At 73.9% G+C, this 14,175-nt stretch carries 16 protein-coding genes; 15 read left to right on the top strand and 1 reads right to left on the bottom strand.

Features of this window, described 5'->3' with window-relative positions; all coding sequences use genetic code 11:
* From FHE66_RS03905 to deoC, 10 genes are all read left to right on the top strand, one after another.
* Positions 1–470, top strand: a 470-nt coding sequence (locus FHE66_RS03905; RefSeq protein ID WP_139071691.1) for a M20/M25/M40 family metallo-hydrolase, incomplete at its 5' end; no start/stop codon positions are given.
* Positions 471–618: 148 nt separating this feature from the next.
* A complete protein-coding gene (locus FHE66_RS03900) occupies positions 619–1,737 on the top strand; it encodes a BMP family protein (protein WP_139071682.1) in 1,119 nt (372 codons plus the stop codon).
* 164 nt (positions 1,738–1,901) lie between these two features.
* Positions 1,902–3,476, top strand: a complete 1,575-nt coding sequence (locus FHE66_RS03895; protein WP_139071681.1) for an ABC transporter ATP-binding protein — start codon at positions 1,902–1,904, stop codon at positions 3,474–3,476.
* A gap of 92 nt (positions 3,477–3,568) precedes the next feature.
* On the top strand, positions 3,569–4,774 hold the full coding sequence (locus tag FHE66_RS03890) for an ABC transporter permease (RefSeq protein ID WP_139071690.1): 1,206 nt from the start codon (positions 3,569–3,571) through the stop codon (positions 4,772–4,774).
* Entirely contained in the window at positions 4,771–6,045 is a 1,275-nt protein-coding gene (locus FHE66_RS03885; protein ID WP_139071680.1) for an ABC transporter permease, read from the top strand. The genes FHE66_RS03890 and FHE66_RS03885 overlap by 4 nt, the downstream gene beginning before the upstream one ends.
* 103 nt (positions 6,046–6,148) lie before the next feature.
* On the top strand, positions 6,149–6,547 hold the full coding sequence (locus FHE66_RS16030) for a cytidine deaminase (protein WP_139071679.1): 399 nt from the start codon (positions 6,149–6,151) through the stop codon (positions 6,545–6,547).
* 54 nt (positions 6,548–6,601) lie between these two features.
* Entirely contained in the window at positions 6,602–7,894 is a 1,293-nt protein-coding gene (locus FHE66_RS03875; RefSeq protein WP_139071678.1) for a thymidine phosphorylase, read from the top strand.
* A gap of 1 nt (position 7,895) precedes the next feature.
* Positions 7,896–8,774 (top strand): hypothetical protein, encoded by an 879-nt coding sequence (locus tag FHE66_RS03870; protein ID WP_139071677.1) that lies wholly within the window; start codon positions 7,896–7,898, stop codon positions 8,772–8,774.
* 70 nt (positions 8,775–8,844) lie between these two features.
* Positions 8,845–9,048: a hypothetical protein gene (locus FHE66_RS03865; protein WP_139071676.1), complete on the top strand. Its 204-nt coding sequence runs from the start codon at positions 8,845–8,847 to the stop codon at positions 9,046–9,048.
* A gap of 48 nt (positions 9,049–9,096) precedes the next feature.
* On the top strand, positions 9,097–9,756 hold the full coding sequence (gene deoC / locus FHE66_RS03860; RefSeq protein WP_139071675.1) for a deoxyribose-phosphate aldolase: 660 nt from the start codon (positions 9,097–9,099) through the stop codon (positions 9,754–9,756).
* 84 nt (positions 9,757–9,840) lie between these two features.
* Here the strand turns inward: deoC and FHE66_RS03855 are convergent, their stop codons facing one another.
* Positions 9,841–10,338, bottom strand: coding sequence for a class I SAM-dependent methyltransferase (locus FHE66_RS03855; protein WP_330998326.1), 498 nt, complete (start codon positions 10,336–10,338; stop codon positions 9,841–9,843).
* On the opposite strand from FHE66_RS03855, the gene FHE66_RS16025 reads away from it, so the two are divergent.
* From FHE66_RS16025 to FHE66_RS03835, 5 genes are all read left to right on the top strand, one after another.
* Positions 10,292–10,447 (top strand): hypothetical protein, encoded by a 156-nt coding sequence (locus tag FHE66_RS16025; RefSeq protein ID WP_330998293.1) that lies wholly within the window; start codon positions 10,292–10,294, stop codon positions 10,445–10,447. The two genes, FHE66_RS03855 and FHE66_RS16025, sit on opposite strands and share 47 nt — an antisense overlap.
* Positions 10,448–10,605: 158 nt before the next feature.
* The gene (gene sigE / locus FHE66_RS03850; RefSeq protein ID WP_139071674.1) at positions 10,606–11,157 is read left to right on the top strand and encodes an RNA polymerase sigma factor SigE; all 552 of its coding nucleotides are present in this window, start codon (positions 10,606–10,608) and stop codon (positions 11,155–11,157) included.
* A complete protein-coding gene (locus tag FHE66_RS03845; protein ID WP_139071673.1) occupies positions 11,154–11,999 on the top strand; it encodes an anti-sigma factor in 846 nt (281 codons plus the stop codon). Before sigE ends, FHE66_RS03845 begins: the two co-directional genes overlap by 4 nt.
* Positions 12,000–12,036: 37 nt before the next feature.
* A complete protein-coding gene (locus tag FHE66_RS03840; protein WP_139071672.1) occupies positions 12,037–13,890 on the top strand; it encodes a S1C family serine protease in 1,854 nt (617 codons plus the stop codon).
* Positions 13,891–13,910: 20 nt separating this feature from the next.
* A partial coding sequence (locus FHE66_RS03835) for a twin-arginine translocase TatA/TatE family subunit (RefSeq protein WP_176554638.1) occupies positions 13,911–14,175 on the top strand: 265 nt, incomplete at its 3' end.

Here is a 14,175-nt window from a genome sequence, read left to right as displayed (position 1 = left end):
TGCGCTCCCTGGACGTCGAGACGTGGGAGCGCGCCGGCGCGCTCGTCGACGACGTCGTCCACGAGCTGCTCGCGCCCTACGGCGTGGAGGTGGACCTCAAGCACATCCGCGGCATGCCCCCGGTCGTCAACGACGAGCAGTGCGTGCGCATGCTCGACGGAGCCGCCCGCGAGGTCGTCTCGAGCGAGGCGGTCGTCCTCACCGAGCAGTCCCTCGGCGGGGAGGACTTCGCCTGGTACCTGTCCCGGGTGCCCGGTGCCATGGTGCGCCTGGGCACGCGGACGCCGGGCGCCCCGGCGTACGACCTCCACCAGGGCGACCTCGTCGTCGACGAGCGCGCCATCGGGATCGGGATGCGCGTTCTCGCCCGAACGGCGCAGCTCGCAGGCTACGAACCGCGGGTCACCGCGCCGACGCGTGGGGGCCGTGTGCGCCCCGGCCGCGGGGGCGCTCCCGTGCGCGCCCGATAGCAACGTTTCTGTAACAGAACACCCCGTAGTCTCACCATGCGGCGGTTCTCACATTCCAGAGGCTTAAAGTCAGCAAGACACAGCCGATTGGTTCGGTGAACGCCCCCATCGTTCCGCCGGACCACCGGCCTAACCTCCAGGAGTAAGCGTGAAGAAGAGCATCTACGCGACGGCTCTGGCCGCCGTGGCGACGCTGACGCTCGCCGCATGTGGCGACGCGCCGGACGACACCACCGAGCCGGGCGGCGAAGAGACCACCGCCGCGGAGACCGAGACCGAGGCTGCCGGCGACGGCGCCAGCGACTTCCTTGCCTGCCTCATCTCCGACCAGGGCGGCTGGGACGACCAGTCGTTCAACCAGTCGGCCATGGAGGGCGCCGTGCGCGCCGAGGCCGAGCTCGGCATCCAGATGAACAACGCCGAGTCCCAGAGCGACGCCGACTTCGGCCCGAACGTCGACGCCATGGTGCAGCAGGGCTGCGACATCACCATCGGTGTCGGCTTCCTCCTCGAGGACCCGATCCAGGGCGCTGCCGAGGGCAACGCCGACCTCGCCTTCGGTCTCGTCGACGCGACCTTCTCCGAGGGTGACCCGCCCGCGCCGGTCGAGCTCGACAACGCCAAGCCGATCATCTTCAACACCGCCGAGGCGGCCTACCTCGGTGGCTACCTCGCCGCGGGCATGACCCAGACCGGCACCGTCGCCACCTTCGGTGGCCTGCCGATCCCGTCGGTGAGCATCTTCATGGACGGCTTCGTCGACGGCGTCGCGAAGTACAACGAGGACAACGGCACCGACGTCCAGGTCCTCGGCTGGGACAAGGAGGCGCAGGACGGCACGTTCTCCGGCGGCTTCGAGGACCAGGGCCAGGGCCAGGCGCTGACCGAGCAGTTCATCGCCCAGGGCGCGGACATCATCATGCCGGTCGCGGGCCCCGTGGGCCTCGGCGCGGCCGCTGCCGCCGAGAACGCCGGCAACGTGTGGATCGTCGGCGTGGACTCCGACTGGACCCAGTCGACCGACTACGGCGACATCACCCTCGCCTCGGTCGTCAAGGAGATCGGCGCGGGCGTCTTCGAGACCATCAAGGAGGCCTCGGAGGGCACCTTCTCCGGCACCCCCTACGTCGGTGACCTCGAGAACGGTGGCGTGAGCCTGGCCCTCGGCAGCGCCGAGGTGCCCCAGGAGCTCCAGGACCAGATCACCGCGATCCAGGAGCAGATCATCTCCGGCGAGATCACGGTCGAGACCGTCAACGCTCCCTGATCCTCATGTGACGTCGTGACGGCCCGGCCGCCATCCCATGGTGGCCGGGCCGTCATCAGTCCGGGCGCCGTCGCCCCCGTGCGTGCCGCGCCCACCTTCCTTCCCGGACCCCCGGTCCACCGCACGGCCGCCACCGCGGCCACCTACACCCTTGGAGCAGCCCAGTGAAGCTCGAGCTTCGCGGCATCACCAAGCGCTTCGGTCCGCTCGTCGCCAACGACTCCATCGACCTGGTCGTCGAGCCCGGCGAGATCCACGCCCTCCTCGGTGAGAACGGAGCCGGCAAGAGCACCCTGATGAACGTGCTCTACGGCCTCTACGAGCCCGACGAGGGGCAGATCCTCCTCGACGGCGAGCCCGTGACGTTCAACGGCCCCGGCGACGCCGTCGCCGCCGGCATCGGCATGGTGCACCAGCACTTCATGCTCGTCCCGGTCTTCACCGTCGCGGAGTCCGTCGCGCTCGGCTACGAGCCGGCCGGACCCCTCGGTGTCATCGACCGCCGCGCCGCCCGCAAGCGGGTCAAGGAGATCTCCGACCGCTTCGGGTTCAACCTCGACCCCGACGCCGTCATCGAGGACCTGCCCGTCGGCGCCCAGCAGCGCGTGGAGATCATCAAGGCGCTCTCCCGCGAGGCCAAGGTGCTCATCCTCGACGAGCCGACCGCCGTGCTCACCCCGCAGGAGACCGACGAGCTCATCGCGATCATGCGTCAGCTCAAGGCCGAGGGCACGTCCATCGTCTTCATCACGCACAAGCTGCGCGAGGTCCGCGCGATCGCGGACTCGATCACCGTCATCCGGCGCGGCAAGGTCGTCGGCGAGGCGAGCCCCACGTCCTCCGAGACCGAGCTCGCCTCCCTCATGGTGGGCCGCAGCGTGAGCATGGCCGTCGACAAGGCGCCCGCGGAGCCGGGCGAGGAGGAGCTCGTCATCTCCGACCTCACCGTGCTCGACGCCAAGGGCAGCGCGGCGGTCGACCGGGTCGACCTCACCGTGCGACGCGGCGAGATCGTCGTCATCGCCGGTGTCCAGGGCAACGGTCAGACCGAGCTCACCGAGACGATCCTCGGGCTCACCGACCCGCTGAGCGGCTCCATCCGCATCGCCGGCCGCGAGATGGTCGGCCAGCCGGTCAAGGAGCGCCTGCGCGCCGGGCTCGGCTTCGTCCCCGAGGACCGCTCGACGAGCGGTGTCATCTCGAGCTTCTCGGTCGCCGAGAACTTCGTCCTCGACCTGTACGACACGCGGCCCTTCGCCCGCTTCGGCACCGTGCTGCCGAGCGTCGTCGACGCGAACGCCCGCCGGCGCTCGCAGGAGTTCGACGTGCGTCTCACCGACGTGCAGGACCCGATCTCCACCCTGTCCGGAGGCAACCAGCAGAAGGTCGTCGTGGCCCGGGAGATGTCCCGCCCGCTGCGCGTCCTCGTCGCCTCCCAGCCGACGCGCGGCGTCGACGTCGGGTCGATCGAGTTCATCCACGAGCGGCTCGTCGTCGAGCGGGACAACGGCACCGCCGTCCTCCTCGTGTCGAGCGAGCTCGACGAGGTGATGGCCCTGGCCGACCGGATCGCGGTGATGTACCGCGGACGCGTCGTCGGCATCGTCCCGGGGGACACGGAGCGCGACGTCCTCGGCCTCATGATGGCCGGCGTCCCGCTCGAGGAGGCCCGCGCCCAGTCCGCGGAGCACCGCACGGCCCTGGCCGCCGCGGACGTCATGAGTGAGGAGAAGCTGTGAGCGAGGACCAGGTCCCCCGCCGCGAGGAGCACCCGGGCGACGTCGTCGCCCAGGCCGAGGAGTCCCCCTCGGCCCGTGAGCAGGCCGCCGGGCTGCGGCCCCCGAGCCGGAGCTCGCAGTTCGCCCGCGAGATCCTCTCCGGTAGCTGGCTCGTCACCGTCCTGGCGATCGTCATCGCCCTGGCGCTGAGCGCGATCCTCATCGCCGCCGCCGACACCCGGGTCCAGGAGGCCGCGAGCTACTTCTTCACCCGGCCCGGAGACCTCCTCTCGGCCGCGTGGGACGCCATCGCCTCCGCGTACAACGCGCTGTTCCGCGGCGCGATCTTCGACTACCGGGCGGAGACCTTCACCCGGGCGATCCGGCCGCTCACCGAGACCCTCGTGTTCTCGGTGCCGCTCGTGTTCACCGGTCTGGGCATCGCCGTCGCCTTCCGCGCCGGCATGTTCAACATCGGTGGCCAGGGCCAGATCATCCTCGGCGCCGTCGCCGGTGGCTGGGTCGGCTTCGCGCTCGACCTGCCGATCGTCCTGCACATCATCCTCGCGGTGATCGCCGCGATGCTCGGCGGCGCGATCTACGGCGGCATCGCCGGTGTCCTCAAGGCCCGGACCGGTGCCAACGAGGTGATCGTCACGATCATGCTCAACAACATCGCCGTGTACTTCATCGGCTGGCTGCTCACCCAGCCCGCGTTCCAGCAGGGCGGGTCCGCCCTGCCCCGCTCGCCCTACGTGCGCGACACCTCGCTCTACGGGCTCATCCTCGGCGAGGGCTTCCGCCTCCACTTCGGCTTCATCGTCATGATCGCGGTCACCGCGCTCGTGTGGTGGCTCGTGGAGCGCTCGACGTTCGGCTTCGAGCTGCGCGCCGTCGGCGCCAACATCGACGCCGCCCGCAACTCGGGCGTCTCGGTGAACAAGGTGATGATCCTCGCGATGCTCATCGCCGGCGCGCTCTCCGGCCTCGGTGGCTCGGCGCAGGTGCTCGGCACCGAGCAGCTCCTCACGTCGGGCGTCGCCGCGACCTACGGCTTCGACGCGATCACCGTCGCCCTGCTCGGCCGCTCCCGCCCGTGGGGCACCCTGGCGGCCGGCCTGCTCTTCGGCGCCCTCAAGGCCGGTGGGTTCCTCATGCAGTCGACCACCGACACCCCCATCGACATCATCCTGGTCGTGCAGTCGATCATCGTGCTCCTCATCGCTGCACCCCCACTCGTCCGCGCGATCTTCCGCCTGCCGGCTCCCGACCGGCCCCGGCGCAGGTCGGCGCTCGTCGCGAAGGAGGCTGCGGCATGAGCACCGCCACCATGCCCGCCGAGAAGACGCCCGTGATCGTCCCGCCCGTCAAGTGGCGCGCGCCCGGGATCATGATCGCCTTCACCCTCGTCTCCCTGTTCGGGTTCGTCCTGTTCACCGAGTCCGAGGAGACGACGACCTTCCGCACCGCCACCGGCGGGGAGGTCACCGAGCTGCCCAACACCGTCGTCCCGACGGTGCCGGCGCTGTGGGTGCTCACCCTCGTCATGGCCGCGGTGGCCGCCTACGCCGCGTTCCGCGCCGTCCGGCGTGAGCCGGCCGGGTGGTGGCCGCCGTCGGTCTTCGGCGCGGCCTTCGTCCTCGCCTTCCTCACCTGGGCCGGGGCCGGCGGGACCATCCCGCTGACCTCCCTCCTCATCGGTGGGCTCGCCCTGTCGGTGCCGCTCGTCTTCGGCGCCCTCTCCGGCGTCATGTGCGAGCGCTCCGGCGTCGTCAACATCGCGATCGAGGGCCAGCTGCTCGCCGGTGCGTTCCTCTCCGCGATCGTCGCCTCGCTGGCCGGCAACCCGTACGTCGGCGTCATCGCCGCACCGATCGCCGGTGCGCTCGTCGGCGTCCTGCTCGTGTTCTTCAGCGTGAAGTACTGGGTCGACCAGATCATCGTCGGTGTCGTGCTCAACGTCCTCGTGCTCGGCCTGACGACGTTCTTCTTCTCCACCGTCCTCAGCGACAACCCGGACCTCAACCAGCGCTTCCGGCTGCCGACGCTCCCGGTGCCGATCCTCTCGGACATCCCGATCATCGGCCCGGTGCTCTTCAACCAGAACATCCTCGTGTACCTCATGTACGCGGCGATCATCGCGCTGCAGTTCTTCCTGTTCCGCAGCCGCTGGGGCCTGCGGGTGCGCGCCGTCGGCGAGCACCCCAAGGCCGCGGACACCGTCGGCATCAACGTCATCCGCACCCGGTGGGTCACCCCGATCCTCGGCAGCGCCCTCGCCGGCCTCGGCGGTGCGTTCTTCACCCTGGGCTCGGGCCTGGCGTTCGGCCGGGACATGTCCGCCGGCAACGGCTTCATCGCCCTCGCGGCGATGATCCTCGGCCGGTGGAACCCGATCGGGGCCGTCGCCGCAGCGCTCCTGTTCGGGCTGTCGCGTAACCTCGCCAACATGCTGAGCACGATGGGTGGCGCGGGCATCCCCGGGGAGTTCCTCCTCATGCTGCCCTACGTCATCACCATCTTCGCCGTCGCCGGCCTCGTCGGGCGGGTCCGCCCGCCGGCCGCGGAGAACAAGCCCTACATCAAGTAGCCGGTCGGCCCCGGCCCCCTCGGGGGCCGGGGCCACCGACGTCCTCCCGCCAGCGGCCCACCTCACGCCACGGCGGGAGGCCACCGACCAGGAGGAGAGCGACATGATCGACGACACGACGTGGGACCGGCTGCGCGAGCTCGCCCGGGGGATGCTGCCCCGCGCCTACGTCCCCTACTCCCGCTACCCGGTCGGTGCCGCCGCGCTCGTCGACGACGGCCGCACGGTCACCGGCTGCAACGTCGAGAACGCCTCCTACGGGCTGGCCCTGTGCGCCGAGTGCGGCCTCGTCTCCGAGCTGCACGCCACCGGCGGGGGCCGCCTCGTCGCCTTCACCTGCGTCGACGGCGACGGCACCGTGATCATCCCGTGCGGCCGCTGCCGCCAGCTGCTGTGGGAGCACGGTGGGCCCGAGCTGCTCGTCGACATGCCCTCCGGCATCCAGCCGATGACCGCGGTGCTCCCCGAGGCGTTCGGCCCCGGGCACCTGGAGGGCCGCTGACGTGGCGGGCCCTTCCTCCCAGCGCTCGGTCGTTCGCGCCCCTAGGGTTGGGTCATGACCGAAGCCTTCGACGTTGTCGACATCATCCGGACCAAGCGTGACGGCGGCACCCTCTCCGTCGCAGAGATCGACTGGGTGGTGGACGCCTACACCCGCGGCGTCGTCGCCGACGAGCAGATGTCCGCCCTCGCCATGGCGATCTTCCTGCGCGGGATGGACCGCGGGGAGATCGCCCGCTGGACCGCCGCGATGATCGCCTCTGGCGAGCGGATGGACTTCTCCGGCCTCAGCCGGCCCACCGCCGACAAGCACTCGACCGGGGGAGTGGGCGACAAGATCACCCTGCCCCTCGCCCCGCTCGTCGCCGTCTTCGACGTCGCCGTGCCCCAGCTGTCCGGGCGCGGTCTGGGCCACACCGGCGGCACCCTCGACAAGCTCGAGGCGATCCCCGGCTGGCGTGCGGACCTCGACAACGACGCCATCCTGCGCCAGCTCGAGGACGTCGGCGCGGTCATCTGCGCCGCCGGCACCGGCCTGGCCCCGGCGGACAAGAAGCTCTACGCGCTGCGCGACACCACCGGCACCGTCGAGGCCATCCCGCTCATCGCCTCCTCGATCATGAGCAAGAAGATCGCCGAGGGCACCGGCTCGCTCGTCCTGGACGTCAAGGTCGGCTCGGGCGCGTTCATGAAGGACATCGACGCCGCGCGCGAGCTCGCCCGCACGATGGTCGCCCTCGGCACCGACGCGGGCGTGCGCACCACCGCCCTGCTCACCGACATGTCCACCCCGCTCGGCCTCACCGCCGGCAACGGCCTGGAGGTCCGCGAGTCGGTCGAGGTGCTCGCCGGTGGCGGTCCCGCCGACGTCGTCGAGCTCACCGTGGCCCTCGCCCGGGAGATGCTCGACGCCGCCGGTCGCACCGACGCCGACCCGCGCGCCGCGCTCGCCGACGGCCGCGCGATGGACGTGTGGCGCCGGATGATCAGCGCCCAGGGCGGCGACCCGGACGCCCCGCTGCCCACCGCCAAGGAGACCGAGACGATCACGGCGCAGGAGGACGGCGTGCTCACGCGCCTGGACGCCTACGCCGTCGGCGTGTGCGCGTGGCGCCTGGGCGCCGGCCGCGCCCGCCAGGGCGACGCCGTCCAGGCCGCAGCGGGCGTCGAGCTGCACGCGAAGCCGGGCGACCGGGTGACCGCGGGCCAGCCCCTGCTCACCATGCACACCGACACCCCCGAGCGCTTCGACCGCGCCCGTCAGGCCCTGGAGGGCGGCATCGACATCGGTGCCTCCGACGAGGGTGTCCGGGCCGGTGAGGTCGTCCTCGAGAAGATCGCTGGCTGAGGTGGCCGAGTCCCACTGGCACCGCTGGCAGCTCACCGCGCCCCTCGCGGCGCTGAGCCGTCCGGTCCGGGCGGCTGCCGGACCTGCGGCGCCGGTCGTCCCGACGGGTCCGGCCGCCGCGGCGGGCGGGCACGTGCCGGTGGCCGGCACCGTGGGGCCGAGCGCCGCGAGCGGTGGGACCGAGAGTCCGGCCGGCACCTCGCGGCCGCGCGCCGCAGCCGCGGAGGGCCTGCCCGTCCTCCTCGGTGACGCGCGCGCCCGGCAGGTGGACGGGTCGACGTGCGGCTCGGCCGTGCTCGTCATGCTCGCCGCCACCGGCGACCCCGCCCTGGCCCAGTGGCTCGAGACCGGCCGGCTGCCGGCCGGCCCCCGCCCGCCCGAGGTCCCCGCGCAGGACGTCCGCGGCGGCGCGGGCGAACGGTTCGCGGCCGCGCAGCGTCAGGTCAAGGCGGCCACCGGACGCCGGGCGCTGGGCCCGCTGCCCTGGCCCGCCTCGCTCGGCACCCCGCCCTGGACGGCCGCCCGGGAGGCCCGCTTCCCCGGCGTGCGGTACCGCGTACGGCCCGTCAGCGACTCCTCCCCGGAGGCCGCGGACGTCCTCGGCCTCGTCGAGGCCGCCAACCGGCGGGGCATCCCGGTGCCGGTCTACGTCGGCGGCGACGTGCGCGGCGGGCTCTCCCACGCCGTCCCGCGCCACGTCGTCCTCGCCGTGCCCCCGCCGCCCGGGGCGGCCCTGCCCGGCACCCTGCAGGTCTACGAGCCCGCGGAGGGCTCGGTGCACACCGTGCCGGTGAGTGATCTCCTCGGCCGCACGGGCCCGCACCCCGCGCTCGGCGGGTGGACCCACGTCACCGCCGTGCTCCTCCCCGTCCCGGCCTGAGCCTCGCTGCGGGCGGCCGCGGGACGGGCCACACTGGACACCCGACAGCACCGACCGAGGAAGGGTGACGATGAGCATCTCCCCGAACACCGACGCCGACCTGCCCCAGGACCCCGAGGAGGCCGTCGCGGCTCTGGACCCCGCCACCGGCGAGGACTACGACCCGCCGGAGGTCGTCGACCCCGACCGGGAGGCGAGCGTCGCCGACCAGGTCGAGCAGGCCACCGAGGTCCCCGAGCCCGACGAGCCCGAGGATGACGGGGACGGCGTCTGACGGCCGATAGGCTCGGACCACCGACACCCCGCCCCCCAGGAGGAAGCCATGACCCCGCGCGCCGCCGTCGCCCAGCTGATCGACCACACCCTGCTCAAGCCCGAGGCGACCCACGACCAGGTGGCCGCGCTGGTCGCCGAGGCCAAGGAGCTCGGCGTCCTCGCCGTGTGCGTCTCGCCCTCGCACCTCCCGCTGGAGGACGCCGAGGGCGTCGTCGTCGCCACGGTGTGCGGCTTCCCCTCCGGCGCCCACCACAGCGAGGTCAAGGCTGCCGAGGCGGCCCGGTGCGTCGCCGACGGCGCCGCCGAGGTCGACATGGTCATCAACCTCGCCGCCGCCTACGAGGGCGACTGGGCGCGGGTCGAGGCCGACATCGCGGCCGTCCGCGCCGCCGCCCCGGCCCCGACCGTCCTCAAGGTCATCATCGAGTCCGCGGCCCTGGACGACGAGCAGATCGTCGCCGCCTGCCGGGCCGCCGAGGCCGCGGGGGCGGACTTCGTCAAGACCTCGACCGGCTTCCACCCCGCGGGCGGGGCGAGCGTCCACGCCGTGGAGCTCATGGACCGTACCGTCGGTGGCCGGCTGGGCGTCAAGGCCTCCGGCGGCATCCGCGACGCGGCCGCCGCGCAGGCGATGATCGACGCCGGCGCCACCCGCCTGGGCCTGTCCGCCTCGGCCGCCGTGCTCGACGGCTTCCCCGAGGCCTGAGCCCTCAGTACCTAGAAGCGCAGCAGCGCCCGCCGGGTCCTCCCGGCGGGCGCTGCTCGCGTCCAGGGCCCGGTCGCGTGCGGGTCAGCCGCGCCGGACGGCGGTGAGCAGCCCGGTGCCCGTGGGCAGCAGGGCCGCGGTGAGCCGCTCGTCCCCGCGGACGGCCTTGCCCAGCTCGCGCATCGCCACGGTCGCCTCGTCGCGGCGCGCGGGGTCGGCGACCCTGTCGTGCCACAGCGTGTTCGTCACGGCGAGCACCCCGCCGACGCGGAGCATGCGCACCGCCTGCTGGACGTAGTCGGCGACGTCGGCCGGCTCGGCGTCGACGAGCACGAGGTCGTAGGCGCCGTCGGCCATCCGGGGCAGGACGTCCATCGCCCGGCCGGAGATGAGCCGGGTGCGCGCCGAGCGCACCCCGGCGGCGGTAAAGGCCTCGCGGGCCGCGCGCTGGTAGTCGGTGTCGACGTCGATGGTCGTGAGGACGCCGTCGGGCCGCATGCCGCCGAGCAGCCACAGGCCGCTCACGCCCGTGCCCGTGCCGATCTCGACGACGGCGCGCGCGCCGACGGCGGCGGCGAGCAGCCGCAGCGCCGCGCCCGTCCCCGGGCTGACGACGGGGGCGCCGAGCTCCTCGCCGCGGCGCCGGGCCGCGGCGGTGACGTCGTCCTCGGCGATGAACTCCTCGGTGTAGGCCCAGCTGAGGGCCTTCTCGGCAGCGATGGTGTGCCTCCAGGGGGGTGGGCGACGGCGAGCGGGTGCCCCTGATCGTAGCGCCGCCGTGCCCGCTCCCAGGTGGTCCCCAGGTTCGCCTCGTATCCTGTCATCTACACCCGACGAGAGGCCGCCGCGATGACGACCGACGACGCCACCTGGACCACGCCGTCCTGGGAGGAGATCGTCAGGGACCACTCGGCCCGGGTCTACCGGCTGGCCTACCGGCTCACCGGCAACAAGGCCGACGCCGAGGACCTCACGCAGGAGACGTTCGTCCGGGTCTTCCGCTCGCTGCACTCCTACCAGCCCGGGTCCTTCGAGGGCTGGCTGCACCGGATCACGACCAACCTCTTCCTCGACGGCGCCCGCAAGCGCTCGCGGGTGCGGGTCACCCAGCTCGGGGAGCAGGCGGAGGACCTGCCCGCCTCCCACGAGGAGCACGACCTGCACCGGCGCTTCGAGCACGGGCACGTGGACCCCGACGTCCAGGCCGCCCTCAGCGCGCTGCCCCCGAAGTACCGCGCGGCAGTCGTGCTGTGCGACGTCGAAGGGCTGTCCTACGAGGAGATCGCCGCGACGCTCGGGATCAAGATGGGCACCGTGCGCTCGCGGATCCACCGGGGGCGCGCCATGCTGCGCGACCAGCTCGCCCACCTGCGGCCCGGCGTCCGGGAGATGGCCGGATGAACCACCTGGGCAACCGCGTCGCCCCCCTCGTCGACGGCCAGCTCCCGGCGGCCGAGGCCGAGGCACTGCTCGGCCACGCCGCCGCCTGCCCGCGCTGCGCGTGGCTGCTCGCCGAGGAGCGGGCCTCGCGCGCCGTGCTCAGCGGCGCCCAGGACGTCGAGCCGGACCCGGGGCTCACCGAGCGGCTCCTCGCGCTGTCGCCCGGGCCGGCCGAGCGGCGCCGCGGGCGGCGCCGCGCCTTCCTCGTGGGCGCCGGCGTCGGGGCCGCGACCGGGGTGGCGGTCGTGGGGCTCGCCGTCGTCGGGGGTGTCGCGGAGACGCGCACCGACCCGAACGCGCTCGTCGCCGCGGTGAGCGGGGACGCGGGGGAGCGCCCCACGGAGCTGCCCGAGGGGCTGGGCACCGAGGAGGCGAGCGACGAGATCGTCGCGTGGCTCGCGGCCGAGGGGTGGAGCACGCCCGAGACGCTGCCGCACGGGATGCGCGTCGTCGACGTCGAGGTCTTCGACACCGAGCTGGGGGAGGTCCTCGAGCTCGAGCTCGCCGGGGCGATGGCGCACGTGCGTGTCCTGCAGCAGCGCGGCGTCCTCGCCCCCGACAGCGACACCACGGCGCTGCGCGCCGAGCTCGGCGGTGGCCACGAGGCCGTGCTCCTGCCGACCGGCGTCCACGACGTCGCCCTGCAGAGCGCCGACTGCGTCGTCGTCCTCCTCTCGGCGCCCGACGACGCAACCTTCAGCGACGCGATCCGCGGCGCCCTCCCGGCAGAGGGCTACGACACCTCGCTCGGCGCGCGGCTGGCCCGCGGCTGGGAGAGTGTGACGCGGTGGGTCGAGGGCTGACCGCCCGCGCAGCGTGAACAGGGAGGAGACTGTGCCCATGGACGAACGACCCGGCGAGCAGGAGCCCGGCTACCCGCCCGCGCCGGCGCCCCGCACCGAGCCCTACAGCGTGGACGACGAGCGTGAGCCCGTCGACGACGCCGCCCTCGAGGACGACGACCCCCAGGACGCCGCCCCCGAGGCCCCTGCCGGACCCGCACTCGCCTCCCGCGACGACGCCGCCCCACGCCAGAGGCGACGTCTCGGGTGGCGCTCCCGCCGCGGCGCGCACCGGCCCGGCGCCACGCCGCCGCCGGCCGAGGGCTTCCCCTGGGCCGCGCCGGCCGACGCCGCGGCGCAGCAGCCCGCCGCAGGGGCGCAGGACCCGTGGCCGCCCGCCGGCGGGCAGCCGGCCGAGCACGGCTCGTGGGCACCGCGGCCCGAGGAGACGCCCGCACCGCAGCACCCGGCCGCCCCGGCGCCGGGGGACGCCCCCGGCGCCGAGCAGCAGGGGGCGCAGCAGCCCGCCTCCGAGCCGTGGCCGCGGACCGGCTCCGCCCTGCCCTGGTCCTCCCCGGCGGGCGGTGGCACGCCCGAGGACGGTGCCCCCACCGACGCGACCACCGTCCACCCGACCGCCGACCACCCGACCGCCGACCACCCGGCCCCCGGCTACCCGGCCGCAGCCGCGCCGGACGGCACGCAGCACGCCGACCAGGCCGGACCGTGGCAGGCCTCCCAGCAGTGGCGGGCGCCCGGGCAGCCGTGGCACGGACCGGGGCAGTGGCCCGCCGGACCGGAGGGCGCCGGCCGGCGCCGTCGGCGCGGGACGGTGGGGACCGGCGTCGTCGTCCTCCTCGTCCTCGTCGCCCTGCTCGGCGGCGTCGTCCTCGGGGCCCTGGGCGCCCGGGCGCTGTGGCCCGCCCAGACCTCCGGCGCGCTGCCGCTGCCGAGCAGCCCGACGTCCACCGACCGCGCCCCGGAGTCGATCGCCGGGATCGCCGCGGCGGCGCTGGACAGCACCGTCTTCATCGAGGTCGTCAGCGGCACGAGCGCCTCGAGCGGCAGCGGCATGGTCCTGCGTGAGGACGGCTACCTCGTGACGAACAACCACGTCATCGCCGCGGCGGCCGACGGTGGCGGCCGGGTGGCGGTGACCTTCATCGACGGCACGCAGGAGCCGGCCGAGATCGTCGGCCGCACCGCCGACTACGACCTCGCCGTCCTCAAGGTCGACCTCGACGGCCTCACCCCGCTTCCCCTCGCCGACTCCGACTCCCTCGTCGTGGGGGACCCGGTCGTCGCCGTCGGCGCGCCGCTCGGCCTGGAGGGGACCGTGACGAGCGGGATCATCTCCGCGCTCAACCGGCCGGTGCAGGCCGGCGGCGACAGCGGCGGCACGTCGTTCATCAACGCGATCCAGACCGACGCCGCGATCAACCCCGGCAACTCCGGCGGGCCCCTCCTCAACACGGCGGGCGAGGTCATCGGCATCAACACGGCCATCGCCCAGGCGGGCGGCCGGCAGACCGGGAGCATCGGGCTCGGCTTCGCCATCCCGTCCAACCAGGTGCGCCGCACGGCCGAGCAGATCATCGAGACCGGCCGCGCCACCTACCCGGTCATCGGCGTCGCCCTCGACACCCGCTACACGGGCGAGGGCGTCCAGGTGCTCCAGGACGGCGCCGCCGACACCCCGGCGGTGACGCCCGGCGGTCCGGGCGACGAGGCCGGCATCGAGCCGGGCGACATCATCACCCACTTCGACGGCCAGCCCGTCACCACCCCCTCCGAGCTCATCGTCGCCGTGCGCTCGCGCGCGCCGGGCGACACGGTCGTGCTCACGGTGCGCACCGAGGACGGGCAGGAGCGCGAGGTCGAGGTCGTCCTCGACGAGGCCGACAGCGGCTGACGGCGAACTATCCTTGGGCCGTGCCGATCAACGGGTCCGAGCTCGCCGTCATCGCCCTGCTGGCGATCATCCTCGTCGGCCCCGAGCGTCTGCCCCAGTACGCGGAGCAGCTCGGCCGGCTGGTGCGCAACCTGCGCCAGCTCTCGGCGACGACGACGGAGCGGGTGCGTGCCGAGCTCGGCCCCGAGCTCGGCGACCTCGACCTGCGCTCCCTGGACCCGCGCCAGTACGACCCGCGCCGCATCGTGCGCGACGCGCTGCGCGAGGACGACGTGCGGCGCGCGG

Source organism: Georgenia sp. 311 (assembly GCF_006151955.1).
Lineage (GTDB): Bacteria > Actinomycetota > Actinomycetes > Actinomycetales > Actinomycetaceae > Oceanitalea > Oceanitalea wutianyii.
Note: the sequence above shows the minus strand (reverse complement) of the source record. Positions and strands in the feature narration are given on the sequence as shown.